Below are 24,000 nucleotides of genomic sequence, written 5' to 3'. Positions count from 1 at the left end.
TAATAAGGGTTAATTACGATTGGTTTTCATCAGTACTGCGGTGCCATGGCTTTTGTAATGCTTGGACGGCTTGAGCGATATCTGTGGCGTGGGTGATTGCTGAGATAACGGCAACTCCATCCACGGTAGTCTTTGCGACTTGAGCAACGTTTTCTTGGTTGATACCACCAATCGCAACAACCGGTAGTTCACTTTGTTGCGTTAAGAAACGCAAGCGATTAGTGCCAAGTGCTGGTTTAGCATCTTCTTTGGAATTGGTTGGAAAAATTGGACCAATGCCAATGTAATCAAGTATCGGTTGATTATGACTTTGGTGAAGTTCTTGTTCAGTGTGGCAAGATAGACCAGTTATTAAGCCGTGTGCTTTGGCCGTTTCAATTTTATGCCACGGGTGATCGCTTTGGCCGACATGAATACCATCTGCATTGATTTGAAGTGCTAAATCGAGATTGTTATCGATAATAAATGGGACTTGATAATGGCGGCAAAGGGCTTGAGCCGCTGTCGCATACTTTAAAATCGCATCGGAATCTTGCAGACTACCAGCACCTTTTTCACGGAATTGGAAACAGGTAATGCCGGCTTGTAGTGCTTGTTCGAGAATGTTTAGAAAATCATCCATACCGGTATTTTGGGTACCCGCTACCAAATAAGTTTGGAACATTTCCCGGGAAATGTTAGTCATGATGAACCTCCTGATAAGCCCAGTGATTGGTTGGTCCGTGGCCGTGACCAACAGCAATCGGATTAGCAATTGCGGCTTGGATAAAGGCTTTGCTAATATGAATTGCTGCTTTCAAAGGGGTGCCCTTAGCTAGCTCGGCGGTTAAACAAGCTGAAAACGTATCTCCAGTGCCATGTGTTCGTTTAGTAGCAATTCGTGGTGTAGTTAACCATTCATCTTGTCCATCAGCCTAGAGGACGTAATCGGCGGCTTGTGATTGATAGTCTAAATGGCCCCTTTGATAATGATATTCTTGGCGCCCATTTGTTGGAGTTGGTGGGCCGCTTGTTTGAAATCAGCTGTTGTCTTTATGCGGCTGCCCGTGAGAACTTCGGTTTCGGGTAAGTTGGGTGTCAGCACTGTGGCTAGCGGCAATAATTCAGTACGTAGGGTATCGATGGCATCGTCGGCAAGTAGCTGTGCACCGCCCTTGGCAATCATTACAGGATCAAGGGTGAGCGGCCCCCAATCATAATGGCGTAGATTTTCAGCGACCGTTGCAACATGTTCAGCATCTGCCAACATTCCCGTTTTGCAGGCACGAATTTTAAAGTCAGTAGCCAATGAAGCGAATTGTTGATTGATTAGTGATAGTGGCAGACTGGCTTGAACGCCAAGCGTATTCTGAGCGGTGATCGCGACAACTACATTGGTTGCAAAAACATGGCGCTCTTGGATAGTTTTAATATCAGCTTGCATACCAGCACACCACCGCTGTCAGAACCGGCGATGGTTAGAGCTTGTGGGAATTCATTCATGAGTAGGCACCTCACTTAGTTGGACGGTATTTGCTACTTTGGCTGGGGTAATGTGGAATAAATAATCGATTAATTGGGGATAGAAGGTCCCAGGTAGCGGTGTTTCCATTGCTGTGGCTACTAGTTCGCCGGCAACGGCAAATGTGGCGGCTGCTTCGATAGCGGCTTGGTAGGGATCTGCAGGATGAACTGCAACAAATGCACCACAGAGACCCGATAACATATCACCTGAACCAACATGTGTTTGAAAAAGTGAGGTACCATTTGAAATCAGCGTAACGCGTTGACCGTCTGTAATAATGTCGGTCGGACCCGTTAATAAAATTATGGTGTGTAAACGATTGGCCGCGGCCTTAGCAATAATGACTGGATCGCTATTTCCATGCCCGGCGTCGATGCCATTTGCTTGCCAATCTATCCCAGCAAAATAAGCAATTTCACCTGCATTACCACGAATGAGAGTTGGTGTGTCAAGTATTAATAGTTGCTCGATAATTTGCTGGCGGTAGGCCAGTGAGCTAACTGCCACTGGATCAAGAACAACGGGTTTTTGTTGTTGATAAGCGGCGGTCATTAGGGCCATCATTTCTTGAATCTGTGGTGCCCACAAACTACCAATATTAATCGTAATGGCTTGTGCGATGGTAACAATTCCCTCCGCTTCTTCTGGTGCATTAGACATAATTGGTGAGGCACCGATTGCATTTTGTGCGTTGGCGACCTGATCAATTGTGACGCCATTTGCGACATTAGCAACGATTGGATTGAGCGCTCTAACTTTTTCTAACATTGAAACAACCATATAAAAACCTCCCTTAAAAACTAAAAAAATCACTTAACGATGCACGAATGCATAGAAAAGTGGTGTGAGTAGTCTAAAGAAAGGCACTTTCCTACGCAAGTCTGAACTTACAGGTTCAAAGGGATCAGGCTGTACAAACCTATCTCAGTTCTTCTAAGAACACCCCTAGTGCAAAGCGATTAATTTGTACCCTCGGTATAGAGAGTGTGGTAGGTGAATGCAACCGTTTTATTTGGTGAATCAGATATCATTTGTTAACTTTTAGGTATAGACCAATATTTTTGTGTGCATGAAACCGCTTCAACCGCTATTTATAAAGGTCTATACCGATTGTTAAGCGCTTGCTTATCGTTTACATTAATGATTTAATCATATTAACGAAAAAAATGAATGGAGAAAAACTTATGAAGAATTACTTACAACGAATGGGTCGTTCATTAATGTTGCCAGTTGCTGTTTTACCAGCAGCCGCAATTTTAATGGGGATTGCGAACTGGGTTGGCAATGGCGATTCAAACGCAAACGTCTTTACAATTTTCTTATCAGCCGGTGGCGGTGCAATTTTAAATAACTTGCCATTATTATTCGCCGTTGGTTTAGCACTCGGGATGTCTAAGGATCAAGATGGTGCAGCTGCACTTGCTGGTTTAGTCGCTTTCTTAGTGCCTAAGACAATCTTGGCACCTGCTTCAATTCAAGCGATGCAAGGTTTATCAGACATCGCTAAAGTAAACCCAGCTTTTGGTAAGATTGAAGGGAATGTTTTAATCGGGATTATTGCCGGCTTAATTGCGGCTGCAATGTATAATCGCTTCCACAACGTGAAGTTGCCAATGGCCCTCTCATTCTTTAGTGGGAAACGTTTAGTGCCAATTATGGCGGCAACTGCAATGATGGTTGTTTCAGCTATCTTGTACTTTGTTTGGCCAGCCGTCTTTACAGTATTAGTGTCATTTGGTGAAGCAATTTCTAAATTGGGTTGGTTTGGTGCCGGTCTATACGGCTTTTTCAACCGTTTATTAATTCCAACCGGATTACACCATGCCTTGAACTCTGTGTTCTGGTTTGATGTTGCTAACATTAATGATATCGGGAATTTCTTGGGTGGTGCGAAATCACTTGCGAATGGTTCAGCTGTGATTGGTAAGACAGGGATGTATCAAGCTGGTTTCTTCCCAGTCATGATGTTCGGCTTACCTGCTGGGGCTTACGCAATCTACAAAAATGCTCGTCCAGAACGCCGTAAAGCAACAGCTTCATTGATGTTAGCTGCTGGTTTTGCGTCATTCTTTACAGGGGTGACAGAACCACTTGAATTCTCATTCATGTTTGTTGCATGGCCACTTTATGTATTGCATGCAGCTTTCACAGGGATTTCATTGGCTGTTGCTGCTTTCTTCCACTGGACAGCCGGTTTCGCATTTAGTGCTGGATTAGTCGATTATGTTTTAAGTTTGAAAAACCCAGTTGCTAACCAACCGTTGATGTTATTGGTTGAAGGGTTGGTCATGGCAGTTATTTACTACTTTGGGTTCAACTTTGCCATCAAGAAATTTAACTTGATGACACCAGGTCGTGAAGCAGAAGATGCTGTTGATGAAGATACTGCTGGCGTTGAAACAGACGCTACTGATGATAAATTCATGGTTCAAGCAAAACGGATCTACGCTGCAATCGGTGGCAAAGACAATATCAAAGTGATTGACAACTGTACAACACGTCTTCGATTACAATTAGAAGACACTGCCAATGTTAACCAATCAGCGATTAAAGCTGCTGGTACTGCTGGGATTAACGTTTTAGATAAAACAAACATTCAAATTATTATTGGGACAGAAGTCCAATTTGTTGCTGATGCTTTAAAAGAACTTTATAACCACAATACGCCAATCGCAACAAGTACACCAGAACAAGCTGCCGCACCAGTTGAAGCACCTGTTGATAGCGATATTAACTCAGGTGAAACAAATGTTTTCTATGCAGTTGCTAATGGTGAATTGATCGATATTGAAAATGTTGATGATCCAACTTTTGCTCAAAAAATGCTCGGTGATGGCTATGCTGTCATTCCAACAGACGGCAAAATTGTTGCACCAGTTGATGGGACTGTTATGACTGTGTTCCCAACGAAACATGCAATCGGGATTAAAACAACGAACGGTTTAGAAGTCTTAGTGCACATGGGAATTGATACGGTTGAATTAAACGGCGCACCTTTTGCAGTCGCTGTTGAAGAAGGCCAAACAATCAAACATGGCGACTTATTAGCAACGGTTGATTTGAATCAAATTACTGCTGCTGGTAAGAAGACGGCAATGATGGTGATCATTACCAACATGCCCGCTGTTGATTACATTAAGTTTAACGCAATGAGTACCACAGTTGCTGCAGACGCAGTTGCCTTAAAAGCAACAACGAAATAATGAATAAATAAAAAGCCCCGAAAACTTCAGTTTGCGGGGCTTTTTTGTGTTATTTAGTTAAATAATCCTTTGAAGAAATTAGCCATGCTATCAAAGAGTTTTTGAATGAAGTTCCGATTGCTTTGGGTGTTGAGCTTATTGAAGATGTTTTTCGCACCACTTTGGATATTATTCATTAACTTACCGGCTTGATTCTTGAAATCATCCGAATTTAAAGCACCGGAATCTTGGATTTTAACGAGAACATTAATGATTTGTTGTTTTTGATTATTGTTGATGATGTTGGTGAGGTTGTTTTGTTCGAGTTGATTATTGACGATGGTAGTAATTTGGTTAACAGTCAGATTATTGCCCTTACTTGCCATGTCTTTTTTGGCACCTGTGACGGCATTATTCAATTGGGAATCTGAATAACCATCGGTGCCTTTATTAGCCTGTGTGATATCGCTGAGGGTGCTCATTTCGTCTTGAGCAGCAGTTACTTGCGCTTGGTTGAGTGAATCGCCATTTTCAGCGAAAGCGGCGTAAACGCCAGCTAAGGCGCCAGAGCCATCGATTGGAATGGCGGAAGTCACGTAAATTGTCGCATTCGTGACGCCGGCGGTTAAGGCCGCATTTTTATATTGGTTGGCTGTAATTGTGGTGATGTTGTTATGGCCATTAAAATCGATAATTTTAACATTGATGCCGGTATTGCTGTCATTTTTTTGAATTAAAGCACTTGAGTAGACACTTGAGTTGGCGTTAAATGTTTGTTGATTTTGATCAAGATATTTTACAAGTGTGGAACCGGTCACTGTTAGTTCACTGACATCTGTGACGTTCGCGGCATTTTCCAGTGTCTTAAGGGTATCAGCTTTTTGGGTGCTAGAAAGGCTGGTCCCAAGAGTGGCAACGGGTTTGTCCCACGATGTGGTGCTGTCGGCAAAGGCCGGTTGTGCGCTCAGACCGATAATAGCAGTAAATGCAATGGGGATGAGGAACTTCAATTTATTAAACATAAGCAATAATCCTTTCTCAAAGCGAATGATACCTTTAGTATAGCCAATTCAAGCCGTAAAGTATCCGACTTTAACTATTTTTAGGAATTAAAGATGATTTTAAGGCTTTTTTAAGGTTGCTGAGTGGGGTGAATGCTACTAATGACCCGTGTATGGGTTAGTTTCTCGTAGAATAATTGTGGTCGTTTAGTCACCCAACTTAATAAGAAGTTACCGGTGAATAACAGTGGTGGTAAGAGTGAGAGACCGATAATAAAGAGATAGACGTCAAAATGTTGTTGGCCACTAGCAACAGCGGCATCCAGGGTGACGCGCCAGAGTTGAAAACTGGGAATGACGATGAAAAATAGGAGTAGCTGGCGCCAGAAGATCGCCCAACGAGGATGATGGTCAGCGACAATCTGTAGTTGCAGGAGAGATTGACCAGGTGTTTTGCCACGCCAAAAAACGGGGAGCATTAAGAAGTAAGCACCAGTTGCCAGGCAGTACTGAAGCATTTCTGAATGAATGGTGGGTAGTTTTAGTAATCGCCAGATAACAGCAATTGCAAATGTAATGATGCCTAACACACAGTAATCAACGGCAAGTGCCAATAAGCGCCGGAAGTAGCCCACTTTTTGACCGCGCGCATAGGCTGCTTGATCCAAACTTTCACGAGTGGGTAAGAAAAAGGTGACCAAGGGCTGGAGATAAAATCCAAGCAGCCCGCCAGAGATGTTGAGCAATAAGTCATCAACATCAAATAACCGATAAGGGCGAGGATAAATACCATACAGTCCGGAAAGTTGCGTGAGTTCAAAGAATAGGAATAACGTAAAACTAAGTAATAAGGTCTGTTTGAAAGACGTTTTAAAGAAGTAACGTAAATAAATGCCAAATGGAACGGTTAAAAAGATGTTAAACAACGGCTGAATGGTTGCCGCTTGTTTAAGTGTTGCGAGGTATGAACTCGGTTCGGTCCAAACGAAATGGGTTGAGTTGATAAACTCCCGGACAAACGTAAAGGGAACTAAGTTATAGCGCGGGGTGGTTAAATGAGCGACCACCGAGCGTGGGGGGAGGGGAAGAATAATTAAGCAGTAAGCGGCTACCAAATAGAACATGAAGCTGTAGAGAATTACACTACGCAGGATGGTTAGCGAACCATAACGATGATAGTGGTAAACTAACAGTGGAACGGTTAAGATGATTGCGACGAATGGAAAGGCAATTGCCACAGTAATGATATTGCTGACGTAAACCATGATGAGCTCCTTTGGTGTTAGATGTGGTTATATTGTATTTTTTTAATGAACGCCTATCAAAACAGGGATCATTGTTCGTTATTTACGTTCGTATTTTATCGGTTATATGTATCGTTAAGATTTTACTGAATAAAGGCTGATTAGAGATTTTAAAGTTCGTCTTTTATATTGATTTTGAGATAATTTGTTGCTACAATAGTTTTTGTGAGTTTTAGGGTTTAAATAGCGGATCTGAAGACGGATTCGAATAGAGGAGTATGTTTATATGACATCTGTAGTAGTTGTTGGAACACAGTGGGGCGATGAAGGTAAAGGCAAGATTACCGACTTTTTAGGTCAAAATGCTGATGCTATCGCGCGTTATCAAGGTGGCGACAATGCAGGTCATACCATTCAGTTGGGTGACACAACTTACCATTTACAATTAATTCCATCTGGGATTTTTAACAGTGACAAACTCAGCGTGATTGGCAACGGGGTCGTTGTAAATCCGAAGACCCTCGTTTCTGAATTGAAATATTTAACGGATCAAGGGATCAACGTGAGTCAATTAAGAGTATCAGATCGGGCACACGTTATCTTGCCATACCATTCTAAATTGGATGGCTTACAAGAAGCAGCCAAGGGTGATCAAAAGATTGGGACGACTAATCGTGGGATTGGCCCAGCTTATATGGATAAAGCCGCTCGGAGTGGGATTCGGATTGCCGATTTATTGGACAAGGAACTCTTTGCAACTAAATTAAAACAAAACTTAGACGAAAAAAATGCGCTCTTTACTAAAATCTACGGTGCTGAACCACTTGAATATGAGACAATGTTTGCAGAATATTATCAATATGGTCAAGAAATTAAACAATATGTTTGTGATACTTCAGTTGTTTTGAATGATGTTTTGGATCAAAAGGGGAATGTCTTATTTGAAGGCGCACAAGGCATCCTCTTGGATATCGACCAAGGTACGTATCCATTTGTGACATCATCAAACCCTGCCGGCGGCGTTTCAACAGGTTCAGGAGTTGGTGCTTCACGGATTGACGAAGTGGTTGGGGTGGCTAAGGCTTATACCTCACGCGTTGGTGATGGCCCATTCCCAACTCAGTTAGATGATGAAACTGGCGACTTCATTCGTGAAGCCGGTCATGAATATGGTACTGTTACTGGTCGCCCAAGACGCGTTGGCTGGTTCGACTCAGTTGTGCTTCGTCATTCAAAACGAGTGGCGGGTGTGACCCAATTATCATTAAACTGTGTGGATGTCCTAACTGGGATTAAAACATTGAAGATCTGTGTCGCTTACGAATTAGATGGCGAACAAATCGATCGTTATCCAGCAAGTCTCCGCGAATTAGAACGTTGCACACCGATTTATGAAGAATTACCTGGTTGGGATGAAGATATCACGGGTGCTAAGACGCTAGAAGACTTTCCAGCTAATGCGCGACACTATGTTGAACGAATTCAAGAATTAGTTGATTTACCATTAGCAACATTTGCTGTTGGTCCAGATCGTGAACAAACAAATGTCTTATCTGCTATCTGGTAGGTATTGCTGAAAAAGAGTACAAAAAAAGAGAATGCAAAGTTCGTTTTCTAAACGTGTCGTTAAACACGCCAACAAACTTTCATTCTCATGGGTTTGGCACCAGTCAGTATTATACACACATTACCACTAAAAAGATAGTGGGAAAATTAGTTGGTTTAGAGGAGTCGTTATGGAAAGAGTAAGTCGCTTCTTCGGGATTGAAGAACAACATTCAACAGTGCAACGGGAAATCCTAGCAGGATTCACCACATTTATTTCAATGGTTTATATTTTATTCGTTAACCCGAGCGTTTTAGGTGATTCAGGGATGGATAAAGGGGCTGTTTTTGCAGCCACAGCATTAGCAAGTGCGATCGGGTGTTTCTTGATGGGGTTATATGCTAAATACCCAATTGCAACCGCACCAGCTTTAGGGATTAATGCCTTTTTCAGTTATTCAGTGGTTATCGGGATGGGTGTGTCATGGCAGACGGCCTTAGCGGGTGTATTTGTGGCTTCATTAATCTTCATGTTGATTACTGTCTTTAAGCTACGGGAAATCATTATTGATGCCATTCCGCGGAATATGAAACTAGCGATTTCAGCTGGGATCGGGATGTTTGTGGCTTTCATCGGTTTACACGGTGGTGGCTTGATTGTTGCGAACAAATCAACCGTTGTTGGTTTGGGGGACTTCTCGCAAGGGACGACTTGGTTAACTGTTTTCGGCTTAATCATTACCGTTATTTTAATGGTCCGTAAAGTACCAGGAGCAATCTTTATCGGGATGCTTCTAACCTCAATTGTGGGAGCCATCAGTGGCCTAATTAAGTTGCCAACACACTTTGTTGCAGCTGCGCCAAGTTTGAAACCCACTTTCTTAGCTGGTTTAAATCACATTGGCGATATCAACACCGTTCAAATGTGGGTCGTTGTACTCACTTTCTTATTAGTGACCTTCTTTGATACCGCCGGGACATTGGTCGGTTTAGCTGAACAAGCCGGCTTCATGAAAGATAACAAGATGCCCCGCGTTGGGAAAGCTTTGGTATCAGATTCAACGGCCATGTTAGCTGGGTCATTACTCGGAACATCACCAGTTGGGGCCTTTGTCGAATCGTCCGCTGGGATTGCTGTTGGTGGTCGAACTGGTTTAACGGCCGTTGTGACGGGTGTGTTATTCGTCTTCAGTTTATTCTTCTCACCATTATTGACGGTTGTCACGTCACAAGTGACGGCCCCCGCATTAGTGATTGTCGGTGTTTTAATGGCTCAATCATTGAAGAAAATTGACTGGGAAAAATTAGAAATTGCAATTCCTGCCTTCTTAATCGTTCTAGGCATGCCACTGACTTACAGTATTTCTGACGGGATTGCATTGGGCTTTATCGTCTATCCAATCACAATGATTACAGCTGGTCGTCGCAAAGAAATTCATCCAATTATGTATGTTTTATTCTTTGTTTTCGTGGTCTTTATGTACATCTTAAACGTAAAATAAACAACAAACGCACAGCCGAAAGTTTCGGTTGTGCGTTTTTATGTGTTGCTGTTATTAATTGCGAATCACAAGGATTTAGAGCCGGTAAATATAAAATAGTGTGTTACAATAGTCGTAAATACTAGTGAAGGGCTTAAACTGTTATGCAAAAAAAGACAAGAAACCGATTAATTAATGGCTTATTAGCCATTCTGTTAGTGGTTGGATTAGTGTTGGTCTTCATCAATCCAATCCGCAACCAACTGGTTAAAATGATGGCGCATCGTCAGATGGACGTCACAGCTGCTCAAATTAAGAAAAACCAACATAAAAAAGCGAGCTTTGATTTTGATAAGGTTGATTCACTCGATACAAAACAGATTGTGAATGCCGCTATTAAAGGCGATGTGATTGTCTTAGGAAAAGTTGCAATTCCAAGTGTCAAGATGGCCTTGCCAGTCATGAAAGGCGTCTCAGAGGACACAATGGCTCAAGGTGGAGGCACAATGAAACCTGATCAGCAAATGGGTGCAGTTAACAATTATGCTTTAGCAGGGCATTCTTTCCAAAACATCTTTCTGCCACTTGAAAATGTGCGCGTCAGCGATAAGGTCTACTTAACGGATATGGAAAAAGTCTACACGTACAAAGTTGATTACAAAGCTTCAATCAGTCCATACGACGTAAAAGTCATCGATGATGTACCAGGTCGTAAAATGGTGACACTGATTACCTGTGATAAAACGGTCCGCAGATGGTGTATTCAAGGTGAACTCGTGAAGACCCAAAAGGCAACAAAGAAAATGTTAGCTGTTTTCGGGAATTAACCCGGGAAATAAAAGACTGCCAGTGAGTTGAAATGCTTTAATAGCAGGGATGCAACAGATTTGTTGCTTGTTTTTGTGGGGGTTAATTCGTTAAATTAGGTTTATAGCGGAGGTGGCAAAATGTCAGTTGGGAATGCTTTAAAGGAAGCTAGGATGAATGTTGGGGTGACGCAGGAACAAGTTGCACAGAATTTGTTTGTTACACGTCAAACGGTTTCTAGATGGGAGCAAGATAAAACATTACCAAACGTTCATGTTTTAAAAACACTTAGTGTGCTTTATGGTATTCCAATTGATTTCATGTCTGGCATTATTCATTATTGGGCTTGTGCTTTATCCAGTCGCTAAGAAGATATCAGGAATGGTTGTTAGCTTTGGTAAACAATATGTTAAATATAATCAAAAGGCTCTATACGCATAAACATAAAAACGTCATCTATTGGATGACGTTTTTTATTTGAAAATCATTGGAATGAGGCCACCTACTAAGAGTGGTTGGAGATAAATTTGAAGAAACTAACGCGCCTAAATTATTCAATGAATTATCAGCGGATGAACAAGTGGTACTCGTTAATTGGGTGCTAACAACCTTGAAACCAATTAAAACTTTTAGCAGTCAGCGGTCATCATACGAGATTAAACATATTTTTGAACGTACACCACTTGGCTTTTATGTATTAAATGGTGCAATGAAAGGCGCGATGTTAATCGCTGGTTATCAGATTAAGAACGAAAAAGAAATAAATTGGACGTTTAATATATCCGAACGTAGCATTTCGCGGGCCTATCAACTTGGATAAGAATTTCCGATTTAGGGAATTTTATGTAAAAAAAAGAGATGTGCGTTGAGCGTGCTATATGAACGCTTGGCCCCCTAATATATAGGGGGTTGGTTAATAACCTGATAAAACCTAGGTTCTAAGTAAAGGAGTGGTTAGCACCAATGATTAATTTTACTCCCAAATTGCAAGAACAGATTAGCCACACGATAAATCCTATTAAATCAGTATTTTCATTAATATTCATATTTTATGGACTTAACTTAACCGGCGGAAGCAGCGGAGAAAAGCTCTTTGGGTGTTTGATAGCCAGTTTGCCGGCGCGGTAAATTGTTTAGCTTTGACTCAACTGCTTGGATATCATGAGGACCCAAAATATCCATGGATAGACCCTTGGGTACATCGCGGCGGATCATTCAACTACGGTAAAAATCGCTGCGTTGAAATAGTGTTCTTTTGCTTGCCCTAGAGTATACTCTAGGGACTATTATAAACAAAAAGAAGCCATAAACAAGGATCATGCTACTTAACGGCATAGCATACATGACTGATTAAATTAACCCTCATTAGGGAATAGGAGCATAACATCATGACAAAAAACGTATTAGTTACCGGCGGCAACGGTTATCTGGGTCTGCACATTATCTTACAACTTTTAAATCAAGGTTATCACGTCCGTGCCACCTTACGCCAACTCGACAAACAAACCACCGTCCGCACCGCCCTAAAAGAAAATCAGGCGCAACACCGCGAAAATTTAAGTTTTGTCGCCGCTGATCTCACTCAAGATGCTGGCTGGGCGACAGCCATGCAGAACATCGACTACGTGCTAAGTGTAGCATCACCCGTTTTTTCCAATGACCCGAACAGCGACACAACTGCCACCGAGGGTATTTTACGCATTTTAAAGGCCGCCCAACAGGCCCACGTCAAGCGTGTTGTCATGACCGCCAACTTTGGCGCCATCGGCTTCAGTAATCACGACCAAACGAGCATCACCACTGAAGCCGATTGGACTGATCCTAACGAAAAAGGCTTATCGGCCTATGAAAAATTCAAACTGATCGCCGAACAGGCTGCCTGGCAGTTTATTGAACAAAGTCACGGCAGTTTAGAACTGACTACGATCAATCCGGTGGCGATCATGGGCCCAGCATTAGACGCCCACGTTTCTGGCAGCTTCGATCTATTGAAAAATTTACTTAACGGTCGTCCCAAAATGATTCCCAATATCCCACTCAATCTGATCGATGTGCGCGATGTTGCTGACTTACACATTCGTGCGCTGACCGCACCTCACGCTGGCGGGCAACGTTTTCTGGCTAGTGCTGCTGGTCAGATATCACTACCAGAGATAGCAGCACTGATTCGCCAAAAACGACCGCAAATTGCCCAAAACATTCCCACTAAAACGATGCCGAACTTGCTTTTAAGCAGCGCTGCTTTGTTCAACCAGACCGCCCGCGAAGGCAATTTATTAGTGCACGTCAATCGTCAGTTGAGTACCCAAAAAGCGCAAGATATCCTAAAATGGCAGCCACATTTTGATAATACGACCATCGTATTAGATAGCATTGACACGTTAATTCAATATGGACTACTGCCTTAAATTATAAATTTATTTTTATCACCCCCTTGACAAACACTTAAAATCGCGTTAAATTATAGAAACATTATAAATCAATGAGAAAATTAAACGCTGTGATAAGAAAAGTATAATTGTATTCACCAGTTAAGCGAGCGTCGTTTGGTGCAAGGACGTCAAGGTGCGACAATTAGAAAATCATCTTTGAGCGTTCATTGGGGGCTCCCATTATCGAGCTAGGGTATTTCGTACCAATTGGTGCTTGTACCCGAAGAGGCTGTTTTCGTGAGAAAATGGCAAATCAAGGTGGTAACACGTTTATTAACGTCCTTATCTGAAAGTAATTTTTCAGGTTTGGGCGTTTTTTGTTTATCGTGATCATTCCCGCGCAGGATGATCGCCGCCATTACTAAAGTCGACTTAGCAATGGCAACACTCATGATTTAAACGTGGGGCAACAGACGCTTAGTCTTTGAACCACATTTCCACAACCTACAAAATTTAAGGAGTGCTGCTTATGTTAGAGGAACGTAAACTCACTAAACGCGATTATTTCGTGGTTAGTTCAATGCTTTTTGGTCTATTCTTTGGTGCTGGTAACTTGATTTTTCCATTACATTTAGGCCAGCTAGCGGGACAGAATTGGGTGCCTGCCGCGCTTGGCTTCTTAGTCACTGGTGTGTTATTGCCATTATTATCCGTTTTAGCAATCAGTATCACTCGTTCCGAAGGTGTCTATGATGTTGGGCGGCCTTTAGGTCCCGTATTCGCGCTCTTATTCATGATCTTGATCCACGGCACCATCGGCCCACTTTTTGGTACACCACGAACAGCCACCGTTTCCTACACGGTTGGCTTAGCGCCACTAGTACCAAAGAATTTCCAAACAGTTGGTTTATTAGTTTTCTCCGCTGTTTTCTTCGGCTTAGCCCTCTTTTTCTCATTAGAGGAAAATAAAATCGTCAACAATATCGGTAAGTTATTAAATCCAGTTTTCTTAGTCTTATTAGCTGGCGTTTTCTTCTTAGCTTTTAGTTCACCAATGGGCCACGCCGGTGTTCAACACGCCACCGCTGCTTATACATCAGGCTCTTTCGTCAATGGTTTCTTGCAAGGTTATAACACGATGGACGCCTTAGCTGGCTTAGCCTTCGGGGTCACCGTAGTTACCGCCGTTCGCACCTTAGGCAAAAAACGCGCTAACAGTGTCGCGCTGGTCACTGCCCGTGCCGGTGTCTTCGCAATGGCAATGATCGCCGTCATCTACGTTGGTTTGATCTTCGTTGGCGCGATGTCCTTAGGTAAATTCAAAGTTTCCGCTAATGGCGGCATCGCTTTTGACCAAATTGTCAATCATTATATGGGCGTCGCTGGTCAGGCCATCTTAGCCACTTTGATCACCGTCACTTGCTTAACCACGGCGATCGGTTTAGTTGCGGCTTTTGCCCAAGACTTTCATAAACATTTTCCCAAAGTTAGCTACCGCACTTGGTTAGTTCTAACTACTCTGGCATCATTCTTGACCGCTAATATCGGTTTAAATCAAATCATCGCTTGGTCAACGCCAATGTTGATGTTCTTATACCCACTATCAATGGTCTTGATTTTATTGTCAGTCGCTTCACCACTGTTCCACAAAGACCCAGTCGTGTATAAATTCGTTGTTCTCTTTACCGTTGTTCCTGCTTTTTTCGACATGGTAACTGCTTTTCCAGCGGTCGTCAGCCAAAGTAGCTTCGGTAAAGCGATGACTGGCTTCGAACAGGCATACTTGCCATTCGCCAACTACGGCTTAGCTTGGTTAGTCCCTGCCTTAGTCGGTACCGTTTTAGGGGTTGCCGTCCACGTCTTCAAACGTGTTAGCGCCCGCAACACCGTTTCACAAACTAAATAGGTAAGTCAAAAAAACGTTCACTTGCGGTGAACGTTTTTTATTGCCTTGAATTTATACTTTAAGTGCAACAAAAGAGACTCATGATATGAATCCCTGTAAAATGGTGTTTGCGAAGACAACCATCGAAGGGAGCACATAATCATGAGCCCATACAAACATCTTACCATGAGTGAACGCGAAACGATATTCCTGATGCATAATAATCAGGCTTCACTGACTTCAATTGCCCAAACAATTGGTCGAGCAACGGCGACAGTTAGCCGTGAGTTATCGCGAAATAGATCGGCATATTCACCTTCTGTTGCTCAAGAGCGCTACGAAGCTCAAAAATCTCATTGTGGACGCCGGTCGCTACTTTCTGATCACCAATTGCTTCAATTAATCCGGCATTTATTCTTGGATCTACAATGGTCACCAGAAGAAATTGCCGCACGCTTAAAATTAGAGACCTCATCATTTCAGATCAGCTACACCACGATTTATCGTGGCATCTACTCCGGTTTATTTGATCAGAAGCTTTCATCACGAGGTGCCAGAGGGGTGATCAGAAAGCTTAGACATCATGGTAAATCGCGCCATAAAAAAGGTTATGAGGAACGTCGCGGGAAGATTCCTATATCGCATACACTCCAAGAACGACCTGAGTCTGCCAATAAGCGGACTCAGATTGGCCACTGGGAGCTGGATACTGTAGCTGGCAAAACTGGCAGATCTTGTGTGGTCACAATGGTTGACCGTTGTTCAAGATACTTAATAATGCACAAAGCAGCTAAGAAAAACTTAGCCAGTGTGACCACTACTATTCGAAGACTACTAAAAGATCTGCCACCAGAACACTTGGGTACGATTACGCCCGACCGTGGCAAGGAATTCGCTAAACACCATCAACTAACTGAAGAATTTGGGATTGATATTTAGAGGTGATATGATGGTCAAAATTATTATTACGGATCAACAGCAAAGCAAAGAATATCAGTTACCAAGTTATGGGAGCTTAACTGTTACAACTCAAAATAATAAGGTGGTGTTCATTGAACGAACAGACAAGACTAAATTAGTTTAATACCTGATTGGAAAACCAAAGGGATGCGTTACTGCTAGTACATGGCAATAGTGCATCCCTTTTTAATATGTTGGAGGTGTCAGAGTGTTTCTTTTTGATATTGATGAGGATAAGAGCAGACAGCAAGCAGATAGATTATTAAAGCGATATTGGCGAGTGAAACATATTGCAGGTAGTGCCAGTCATTTAAAGAGTCCTATTTGTGATCATGCGCCAAAGTCTTTTAGCAGTGATAATACAACCGAGAAACGGGCGGTTAAAACACTCGAGGCACGGCAGACCCTAGAATACATAGACGTGGCTTTAAGTAAGTTAACGGTAATTAACAGGGAATTGCTAAAGATGCAGTATTTAAGTGCTGGTAAATTAACCATGGCTTATATCTGCGGTGAACTAGGTATAACAGCATCATCATTCAAGAAGCATAAGAAGCAGGCTTTGCTAGAGTTTGCCGAGTCCTACCCTAGTGAAGGCTTATTAATATTCAAGGAGCATTGATAACGGGGATGCAGTCCTGATTTAGGATGCCATCAAAATTGAATTAATACTTAAGGAGTGAAGCAGTATGATCATTGACCGAATAAACCAACAAGCAAGTATCAACAACGCCAGGAAGCTGTTAAAGAGCTATGGCACGATTAGACGGCTAGCCACGGTAAATACTAGTCATCCCTTACACGAGCAGGCTAAGCGTGATTTAAAGTGTATTCAAGCGATTGTAGGAGGAATGGAAGACACGCAAGCATCCATTATTAATATGTGTTACTTAGACGGTAGTCATAAAACAAGGCAATATATAGCGGATACGATAGGGTATAGCAGGTCTAGTTATAATCGGTTTAAGAATAGGGCGTTATTAGCTTTTGCCGAAAGCTATAATAATCAAGAGTTGCTTGTTTATAAGTAGGTTGCGCAAAATTTCGCAGGCTAGTTTATGGATTAGTAATTGAATAGGACAAGCCATTATTGGTTTATCCAATGTAAACCTACGTGAATTAGCTTTTGTTGGACATAAAACCTAACAAAACCTAACATTAATTTATTTAGAGATTTTAGAGGCCCTAAAGAAGGAGTCACCGAATTGATGACTCCTTAAAGATGAGTTAGTATATTACAACAGCATCTAATGCACTGATATGGTGCGTCAGATACTTAGCCAATTATAGAAACAGTACGGCCGAAAATTCGGCCCTAATTAACTTTAGATACCGTTGATTTTAACGAGATGTTGCCCAATCCATCTTTGGTTTCGGCTAATTGCATGGAAGCAATCTGAGGTACCGAAACGGTAGTTTAGAAAAAGGAGGCCCTAAAATAGGGCGGTTTGTCGAACCGTGAAATAACCTGCCATAACAGATCGTTCTATTAGGTCAAAATAAAATGAGTACAGCGGAAAATTCCGTGCTACTCAATTAGATATAAATTGGCTCAAGCTTGAGCAGATGTGTTTTGATATAGAAACATATGGAGTAACGAAACGTTACCCCTAGATATTATCTAGGTCGAAAAATACAACCAAGCTAAACTTGGGCCCGTTTGAAACGTCTGTCCAAAACTGGAGGCACCCCCTTATCTAATGAATACAGTCGCGATTTACGACGGAAACCATAAATTTAATAAAAATGAATGCTAATGGTTGCTAGTATGTTTTTAACAGTCTATGTTTAACTTAAATCGTTGGCTAATGAAGTTAGTCCAAATTAAAAAACGGCCACTAATCTGACCGCCTGCAGTAAGTTATGTATATGCCCCGTGCGTGATTTTTGTTGAATACGTGAATACGGGTTTGAATACGGTTTGTCGTATTCACTGTGAATAATAATCTACTAAGAAGAAATAAAAAAGCCGTTATATCAATGCCTAAGCACCTCTATAACGACTTATCATGTATACTTGATGGGTGGTCAGGGGATCGAACCCTGGACCCACGGATTAAGAGTCCGTTGCTCTGCCAGCTGAGCTAACCACCCATATGATGTCTCGCCTTACGACTTAAATATCATAGCATATTAAACAAACTTTTGTAAACAGTTATTTGTATTTTTTTTGAATAAAGTTACTGAGCGCGTAAGAATTAATCGTTATAGGGATTAACAATGCCGTTAATCCAGTTGGTAGGAATTGACCTAATTTTGAATTGCCTTCTGAAAATGAGTATAATAGAAGGCAAAGCATCCACATTCAAGGAGGATCCGCACATGGCTAAAAAAATACTAGTCGTTGATGATGAAAAACCGATCTCTGACATTGTTAAATTTAATCTAACCAAAGAGGGTTACGAAGTCTACACGGCTTATGATGGTGAAGAAGCCTTACAACAAGTTGAAGAGGCTGTCCCAGATTTAATTCTATTAGATCTGATGTTACCGAAGATTGATGGGCTAGAAGTAGCCCGCCAAGTGCGTAAATCGCATGATATGCCAATTATTATGGTGACGGCTAAAGATTCTGAAATCGATAAAGTGATTGGCCTCGAACTCGGTGCCGATGATTATGTGACGAAACCATTCTCAAATCGAGAATTAGTGGCGCGAGTTAAGGCTAACCTACGCCGGCAAGGTACAACGAGTCAATCAGATAAAGAAGCGAATGAAGAAAATCACGAGATTAACATCGGGGATTTAACGATCCATCCTGATGCTTATATTGTGTCAAAACGGGGCGACAAGATTGAATTAACGCATCGTGAATTTGAATTGTTACATTATTTAGCCAAGCATATCGGCCAAGTGATGACCCGTGAACACTTGTTACAAACGGTTTGGGGATATGATTACTTCGGTGATGTCCGGACAGTCGATGTGACGGTCCGCCGTTTACGTGAAAAAATTGAAGACAACCCCAGCCACCCAGAATGGTTAGTGACACGCCGGGGTGTTGGTTACTACTTAAGAAATCCTGAGCAGGAGTAAATTTGCCGCATGAATAAGAAAATTCGGTTGCTACAATCGATTCATTTTAAAATTGCCATTGTGTTCGTATTGTTGCTGCTGGTAACGTTGGAAGTTATCGGCGCTTCTTTTGTGAAGCAACTGGAATATCAGAATGTGCGTGATTTTAAGCAATCCTTACAAGTGACATCCTATATTCAAAACCAACTTAGTAATGAGTTACTGAATAATAGTGGTAATGCGAACAAGAATATTAAAGAGATTATTGGCGATATGGGCAATTCTGCCGAAATTCAAGTTGTCGATAATAAGGGCACCATTCGAGGTGTCACGAACTTGAATAATCAAAGTACCGTTGGTCAAAAGACGCGTAACCCACGGGTGAAACAGGTTATTTACTCTGGGCATACCGAACAAGAAGTGGCATACAATGAGAGTCTAGGGAGCTATTATACAGCGATCCAACCGTTGACGAACCCAAGTGGGGATAGTAATACCGTTGTGGGTGCCGTTTATATTCGGGCTAGTATGGAAGATGTTTATAAGGGGATTTCGTCGATTACCGTCATTTTCTTAACCTCGTCTTTAGTCGCTGGTTTATTAGGGATGGCATTATCGATTGTTATTTCCCGGGCAATTACCCGACCAATTGATGAAATGAAGAAACAAGCGATTCAAATGGCGCGTGGGGATTACTCTGGGCAAGTTAAGATTTATGGTCAAGATGAACTGGGGCAACTCGCGATTGCGGTCAATAACTTATCAGTTCGGGTTGAAGAGGCGCAAGAAGCGTCAGAGTCGGAACGACGGCGACTTGATAGTGTGCTCAGTCATATGACTGATGGGGTCATTGCGACTGATCGACGAGGCAATATCACGATTATCAATGAAACTGGCCAAGATTTTTTAAATGTGACACGCGATGAGTTAATGGGCCAGTCATTGCTTAAAGTTTTACGAATCAGTGATGAATATTCTTTGCGCGATCTATTAGAAACGCAACAGGAAATGGTCTTGGATTTCTCAGAACAACAAGATCACGACTTAATCTTGCATGTTGATTTTTCATTAATTCAAAAAGAAACCGGCTATATCACCGGTTTAGTTTGTGTGCTCCACGATGTCACCGAACAACAAAAGAATGAACAAGAACAGCGCGAATTCGTTTCGAATGTGTCTCACGAATTGCGGACGCCATTAACAAGCGTGCGGAGCTATATTGAAGCGCTGAATGATGGCGCATGGCAAGATCCAGAGCTAGCGCCCAATTTCTTAAAGGTGACCCAAGAAGAAACTGATCGGATGATTCGAATGATCAACGATCTATTGAGTTTGTCACGAATGGATCAAGGAACGGCAAAGATGAATCTCGAATATGTTAATTTAAACGAGTTCTTTGGGTATGCACTGGATCGGTTTGATATGATGATCAAGCGGGATCAAGAGCACAAAGATGATTTGCCTAAACTGACAACCAGCACGGGCAAATTGCCAACAGATGATCCGAATAAGAAGTACAGTATTACACGAGACTTCACTAAGCGGGATTTATGGGTTGAAATTGATACCGATAAATTTATGCAGGTGATCGATAATATCATGAATAATGCGATTAAATATTCACCAGATGGTGGCGTGATTACGTGTCGCTTATTGGAAACACATCGTCACGTGATTTTAAGCATCTCTGATCAAGGATTAGGGATTCCACGGAAAGACCTTGGTAAGATCTTTGATCGCTTCTACCGGGTTGATAAGGCCCGTTCTCGTAAACAAGGCGGGACTGGTTTAGGCTTGGCAATTTCTAAAGAAGTGATCGAAGCGCATCGTGGGCGTGTTTGGGTTGATAGCCAAGAAGGTAAAGGCTCGACATTCTACATTTCGTTGCCATATGAACCAATTGATTCTGATGGAGGTGATTGGGATGCGATTTAATAACTTTTTAATGCGCGTTATACTGATTGCTGCCATTATCGTCAGTATCGGGCTATCATGGCTAATCTGGACCAGTAACGCGCATTATGAGCACCAAACGGACAGTCAAACCACCACTAAGTCAACAAGTCGTAAGACAGAACGAAAAATCGGTGATATCTTCTTGCCGACGCAACTATTGTGGCGGACAGACAATCAGAGTCAGTTGATTTATAACTCAAAAGAGAGTTTGATTCCACAGTTTAAAGCGACTTTAAAGCTTGCCAAGTCGGCACAGTTTAAGCAAGTTAAGCTAAGCGAAGACGATTATTACCAGGCAATTAGTGAGGATCATACATTGACCCTTTTATATCCTGATAATATTTCGTACGCTATTTTTAAAAAGGTCTTCAGTTATCAGAATAATAATTTAGGTCAAAACGTGACATTCAATCGGATTCGAATCACGTTGGGCACACAGCCTAAGTTGTGGTTGATGAATGATCAAAGTCATCAAGTGTACCAAACGACACTCAATGTTTTTTCACAAGCTCGTGTGAAAAAGGTGCTTAAAAATGCCGATGTGCATTTGAAAGTGACCGAAAAAATGTTGAATCACAAGCCATTACTCTATGTGGCAGCGGATCAAACGTTGTTGCCTTATAGTTATTTAGTTAATCAACAACCCGAAAATTATTACATCACAACGCTGTTGAATCAACAAAATACGGATAATATTGATACGAAAGAACAAGGCAATAGTGCGATTTATACGGATGGGACGGACAGCAATTTGTATAAACGCCTAACGATCAACCATGATACCGGTGAAATTTCGTTTGTGAAGTATGAAAATGAGAAATCACCAAGCACATTAACAAAGAGTTTTGAAGCCAGTTTTGATGCGCTTTTAAAGACAGGTAACGCCCTTTCAGGGATGCGTTTCTATAGTTATGATAAAGCAACGAATTCGACTGCTTATCGGACCTACGTTGAAGGATTCCCAGTCTTTTATCAGACTAACTTTGGGAGCGTGAAAGTACAATTCTTACCAACTGGCCAAAAGATTGATTTTTCAAATTATAGTTTGCAAGTACCCGTTCCTGCTGAAGACAAGCAAGTCACATTGCCAAGTACCGAGTCTGTTTTGAATCAATTGACAAGTAATGGTTTCTTGCTAGAAAATGTGGAAAACGTGCAAGTCGGTTATGAATGGACCAAAGAAACCAGTAACGAACAAGTGATTGATTTAAATCCAACCTACTTTGTACAGTATAAAGGGGTTTGGCGTAGCTTATCCGCATTGATGGCGCAAAAAGCTGAATTAACCGAAGGGAGTTAGATGAATGGATTTTCGCAGAATTGAAATGATTTTTATCGCCATTTTTATTGCGCTGGATATCTATTTATTTGCCTCGCTGAAAGGCAGTCAGACAATAACGTCGACGGCGATTACTAGTGGTTCACAGACTAGCCAGATTATGAAGGATTTAAAAGACGATCAAATTTCAGTGAAGAAACTCTCCAAGCGCCGAATGGATGGTTATTATTTAGCCAGCCGACAAAAAGATCAGACATTATTAGAAACGGCGAGTGCCAAACTAACCGGTCAAACTGTTTCGTTTGATAAAGCGCGCATGACACTGACGAGTGAATTGGATAAACCACTGACTTACAAAAAAGGGAACCAACGCTTAGCCGTGGCGGCCTTTATGAAGGAACCAGACAACGTGATTCAAGCGGAGGACTACCGCTATTCACACGCATTATCGAGTGATCAACAAGTCGTATATGTGCAAAAAGTCCCAGGCGGGCAGATCATGGATGAACATGGTCAGTTGATTTTTACATTAGAAGACGGGCAGATTAGTCATTACACGCAAACTTACACGAATAAGATTCAAGTTTTGCGTGAAAAAGAAAGTACGAAGGTGACTGCTCAAGACGCGGTCATTGATTTATATACAGATAATGAGATTCCGAATAACTCACGCATTATGTGGGTGAAACTCGGATACAGTGCTTTGTTGGACGCCAATAGTAGTACGGTGTACGTGCCAGCTTGGCAAGTGGCCATTGAGAATAAGAATTCTAAGAGTGTCGTCGTTAAGCGGATTAATGCCTTTACCGGTGCGCTGATGAAGAACCGTAGTGAAATTTAGTTGTTTTAGAAAGAGACCAAGGGGATAGAGCAAAACATGGTAGAAAAAGACGCAATGCAAGTCAGCGTGCTCGCAAGCAGTAGTTCTGGCAACACAACGTATATTGAAACACCTAATCATAAAGTGTTAGTCGATGCAGGAATGAGTGGGAAACGTGTGCAAGATTTAATGCATAGTATTGGCCGCGATCTTAAAGATGTGGACAGTTTATTAGTGACCCATGAGCATCGCGATCATAGTAGTGGTGTCGGTGTTTTGGCCCGGCGATACGGAATAGACGTGTACGCAAATCAACCAACATGGGATGCGATGGCCTCGATTATTGGTGAAGTGCCTGCTGAACACAAGCACATTTTTGAAATGGGTAGTACCTTGTCAGTTGGTGATTTAGATATTGAAAGTTATGGGGTGTCACATGATGCGGCTGCTGCCCAATTCTACCAATTCCATCATAATAACCGTGCCTTTGCAATCCTGACCGATACGGGTTATGTCTCTGATCAAGTGCGTGGGACAATTGAAAATGCGGATGCTTATTTAGTGGAATGCAACCACGATTTAGAGATGCTTCGGATGGGAAAGTATCCTTGGTCATTGAAACAACGGATTCTCAGTGATACCGGCCATTTATCGAATGAAGATGGGGCATCCGCTTTGATGTCGTTTATGGGAAACCAGACTAAACGCGTTTTCCTAGGCCACTTGAGTCAAGAAAATAACATGAAGGAACTGGCCCATTTGACGGTTGCGTCGATCTTAAAGGAACATGATTATGGGGTGGGAACAGACTTTGAAATTCTAGATACTGATCCGGCAGTTGCTGATCCATTGTTTGCCGTGTAATTAGACTGAATAGAAGACATTTTAGTTGTTTTTGCGAAATAAGTTCGCTAAAATGCGGATTAGAAAAACAATTTAATATTCGTAA

Annotated in this window: 20 protein-coding genes, 1 tRNA gene, 3 pseudogenes and 1 riboswitch; of the genes and pseudogenes, 17 read left to right on the top strand and 7 right to left on the bottom strand. The window is 42.0% G+C overall.

All coding sequences use genetic code 11. From position 1 onward, the window contains the following. Positions 1 to 13 precede the first annotated feature (13 nt). From thiE to thiM, 3 genes and pseudogenes are all read right to left on the bottom strand, one after another. Positions 14 to 685: a thiamine phosphate synthase gene (gene thiE / locus LCU_RS07660; protein WP_056966440.1), complete on the bottom strand. Its 672-nt coding sequence runs from the start codon at positions 683 to 685 to the stop codon at positions 14 to 16. Next, a pseudogene (gene thiD / locus LCU_RS07655) lies at positions 678 to 1,482 on the bottom strand (bifunctional hydroxymethylpyrimidine kinase/phosphomethylpyrimidine kinase). The gene thiE and the pseudogene thiD overlap by 8 nt, the downstream one beginning before the upstream one ends. Further along, complete coding sequence (gene thiM / locus LCU_RS07650; RefSeq protein ID WP_054644090.1) at positions 1,475 to 2,284, bottom strand: hydroxyethylthiazole kinase; 810 nt, start codon at positions 2,282 to 2,284, stop codon at positions 1,475 to 1,477. The pseudogene thiD and the gene thiM overlap by 8 nt, the downstream one beginning before the upstream one ends. A 71-nt stretch (positions 2,285 to 2,355) precedes the next feature. Continuing rightward, positions 2,356 to 2,461, bottom strand: a riboswitch (TPP riboswitch). Positions 2,462 to 2,688: 227 nt separating this feature from the next. Here thiM and nagE point away from each other — a divergent pair. Next, the gene (nagE, locus tag LCU_RS07645; protein ID WP_056966442.1) at positions 2,689 to 4,707 is read left to right on the top strand and encodes an N-acetylglucosamine-specific PTS transporter subunit IIBC; all 2,019 of its coding nucleotides are present in this window, start codon (positions 2,689 to 2,691) and stop codon (positions 4,705 to 4,707) included. 53 nt (positions 4,708 to 4,760) lie between these two features. Here the strand turns inward: nagE and LCU_RS07640 are convergent, their stop codons facing one another. Both LCU_RS07640 and LCU_RS07635 read right to left on the bottom strand, forming a co-directional pair. After that, positions 4,761 to 5,708: a DUF1002 domain-containing protein gene (locus LCU_RS07640; protein ID WP_056966444.1), complete on the bottom strand. Its 948-nt coding sequence runs from the start codon at positions 5,706 to 5,708 to the stop codon at positions 4,761 to 4,763. 110 nt (positions 5,709 to 5,818) lie between these two features. Further along, positions 5,819 to 6,952, bottom strand: coding sequence for a VanZ family protein (locus LCU_RS07635; RefSeq protein ID WP_056966445.1), 1,134 nt, complete (start codon positions 6,950 to 6,952; stop codon positions 5,819 to 5,821). A gap of 265 nt (positions 6,953 to 7,217) precedes the next feature. Between LCU_RS07635 and LCU_RS07630 the strand changes: the two genes are divergently transcribed. The 5 genes from LCU_RS07630 to LCU_RS07610 all read left to right on the top strand — a co-directional run bounded on the left by LCU_RS07630 (position 7,218) and on the right by LCU_RS07610 (position 11,584). After that, the gene (locus tag LCU_RS07630; RefSeq protein ID WP_056966447.1) at positions 7,218 to 8,498 is read left to right on the top strand and encodes an adenylosuccinate synthase; all 1,281 of its coding nucleotides are present in this window, start codon (positions 7,218 to 7,220) and stop codon (positions 8,496 to 8,498) included. Between the two features lie 169 nt (positions 8,499 to 8,667). After that, the gene (locus tag LCU_RS07625) at positions 8,668 to 9,978 is read left to right on the top strand and encodes an NCS2 family permease (RefSeq protein ID WP_054644091.1); all 1,311 of its coding nucleotides are present in this window, start codon (positions 8,668 to 8,670) and stop codon (positions 9,976 to 9,978) included. Positions 9,979 to 10,121: 143 nt separating this feature from the next. Beyond that, entirely contained in the window at positions 10,122 to 10,784 is a 663-nt protein-coding gene (locus tag LCU_RS07620; RefSeq protein WP_056966448.1) for a class A sortase, read from the top strand. A 120-nt stretch (positions 10,785 to 10,904) separates the two neighbouring features. Beyond that, on the top strand, positions 10,905 to 11,132 hold the full coding sequence (locus LCU_RS07615; protein ID WP_004271109.1) for a helix-turn-helix transcriptional regulator: 228 nt from the start codon (positions 10,905 to 10,907) through the stop codon (positions 11,130 to 11,132). 143 nt (positions 11,133 to 11,275) lie between these two features. Continuing rightward, the gene (locus tag LCU_RS07610) at positions 11,276 to 11,584 is read left to right on the top strand and encodes a hypothetical protein (protein WP_004271104.1); all 309 of its coding nucleotides are present in this window, start codon (positions 11,276 to 11,278) and stop codon (positions 11,582 to 11,584) included. 242 nt (positions 11,585 to 11,826) lie between these two features. Here LCU_RS07610 and LCU_RS10205 read toward each other — a convergent pair. Beyond that, positions 11,827 to 11,979, bottom strand: a pseudogene (locus LCU_RS10205) (IS30 family transposase); the annotation flags it as partial. 173 nt (positions 11,980 to 12,152) lie between these two features. On the opposite strand from LCU_RS10205, the gene LCU_RS07600 reads away from it, so the two are divergent. The 6 genes and pseudogenes from LCU_RS07600 to LCU_RS10240 all read left to right on the top strand — a co-directional run bounded on the left by LCU_RS07600 (position 12,153) and on the right by LCU_RS10240 (position 17,012). Further along, positions 12,153 to 13,172 (top strand): SDR family oxidoreductase, encoded by a 1,020-nt coding sequence (locus LCU_RS07600; protein ID WP_061827184.1) that lies wholly within the window; start codon positions 12,153 to 12,155, stop codon positions 13,170 to 13,172. Between the two features lie 493 nt (positions 13,173 to 13,665). Continuing rightward, a complete protein-coding gene (brnQ, locus tag LCU_RS07590; protein ID WP_056966962.1) occupies positions 13,666 to 15,042 on the top strand; it encodes a branched-chain amino acid transport system II carrier protein in 1,377 nt (458 codons plus the stop codon). Positions 15,043 to 15,183: 141 nt separating this feature from the next. Beyond that, positions 15,184 to 15,954, top strand: a pseudogene (locus tag LCU_RS07585) (IS30 family transposase); the annotation flags it as partial. A gap of 16 nt (positions 15,955 to 15,970) precedes the next feature. Next, on the top strand, positions 15,971 to 16,105 hold the full coding sequence (locus LCU_RS07580; protein ID WP_162255698.1) for a DUF2292 domain-containing protein: 135 nt from the start codon (positions 15,971 to 15,973) through the stop codon (positions 16,103 to 16,105). Positions 16,106 to 16,189: 84 nt separating this feature from the next. Then, positions 16,190 to 16,603: an ArpU family phage packaging/lysis transcriptional regulator gene (locus LCU_RS07575; protein WP_054644092.1), complete on the top strand. Its 414-nt coding sequence runs from the start codon at positions 16,190 to 16,192 to the stop codon at positions 16,601 to 16,603. Between the two features lie 67 nt (positions 16,604 to 16,670). Next, a complete protein-coding gene (locus LCU_RS10240) occupies positions 16,671 to 17,012 on the top strand; it encodes an ArpU family phage packaging/lysis transcriptional regulator (RefSeq protein WP_054644093.1) in 342 nt (113 codons plus the stop codon). 990 nt (positions 17,013 to 18,002) lie between these two features. On the opposite strand, the gene LCU_RS07565 is transcribed toward LCU_RS10240, so the two are convergent. Further along, a tRNA-Lys gene (locus LCU_RS07565) sits at positions 18,003 to 18,075 on the bottom strand. A gap of 228 nt (positions 18,076 to 18,303) precedes the next feature. On the opposite strand from LCU_RS07565, the gene yycF reads away from it, so the two are divergent. The 5 genes from yycF to LCU_RS07540 are packed head-to-tail and all read left to right on the top strand — an operon-like array spanning position 18,304 to position 23,915. Continuing rightward, positions 18,304 to 19,017, top strand: a complete 714-nt coding sequence (gene yycF, locus LCU_RS07560) for a response regulator YycF (RefSeq protein ID WP_004271125.1) — start codon at positions 18,304 to 18,306, stop codon at positions 19,015 to 19,017. Between the two features lie 9 nt (positions 19,018 to 19,026). Further along, positions 19,027 to 20,931 carry a cell wall metabolism sensor histidine kinase WalK gene (gene walK / locus LCU_RS07555; RefSeq protein WP_056966149.1) on the top strand — a complete coding sequence of 635 codons (1,905 nt, stop codon included), beginning with the start codon at positions 19,027 to 19,029 and terminating at the stop codon, positions 20,929 to 20,931. Further along, entirely contained in the window at positions 20,921 to 22,252 is a 1,332-nt protein-coding gene (locus LCU_RS07550; RefSeq protein ID WP_056966151.1) for a YycH family regulatory protein, read from the top strand. The genes walK and LCU_RS07550 overlap by 11 nt, the downstream gene beginning before the upstream one ends. A gap of 4 nt (positions 22,253 to 22,256) precedes the next feature. Beyond that, entirely contained in the window at positions 22,257 to 23,072 is an 816-nt protein-coding gene (locus LCU_RS07545) for a two-component system regulatory protein YycI (RefSeq protein ID WP_056966153.1), read from the top strand. 36 nt (positions 23,073 to 23,108) lie between these two features. Then, a complete protein-coding gene (locus LCU_RS07540; RefSeq protein WP_004271122.1) occupies positions 23,109 to 23,915 on the top strand; it encodes an MBL fold metallo-hydrolase in 807 nt (268 codons plus the stop codon). The last annotated feature ends 85 nt before the right edge of the window (positions 23,916 to 24,000 follow it).

The sequence above is a fragment of the Latilactobacillus curvatus JCM 1096 = DSM 20019 genome, assembly GCF_004101845.1.
Classification (GTDB): Bacteria; Bacillota; Bacilli; order Lactobacillales; family Lactobacillaceae; genus Latilactobacillus; species Latilactobacillus curvatus.
The sequence above is the reverse complement of the archived record's forward strand: the minus strand, read 5'-3'. Positions and strand labels throughout refer to the sequence as shown.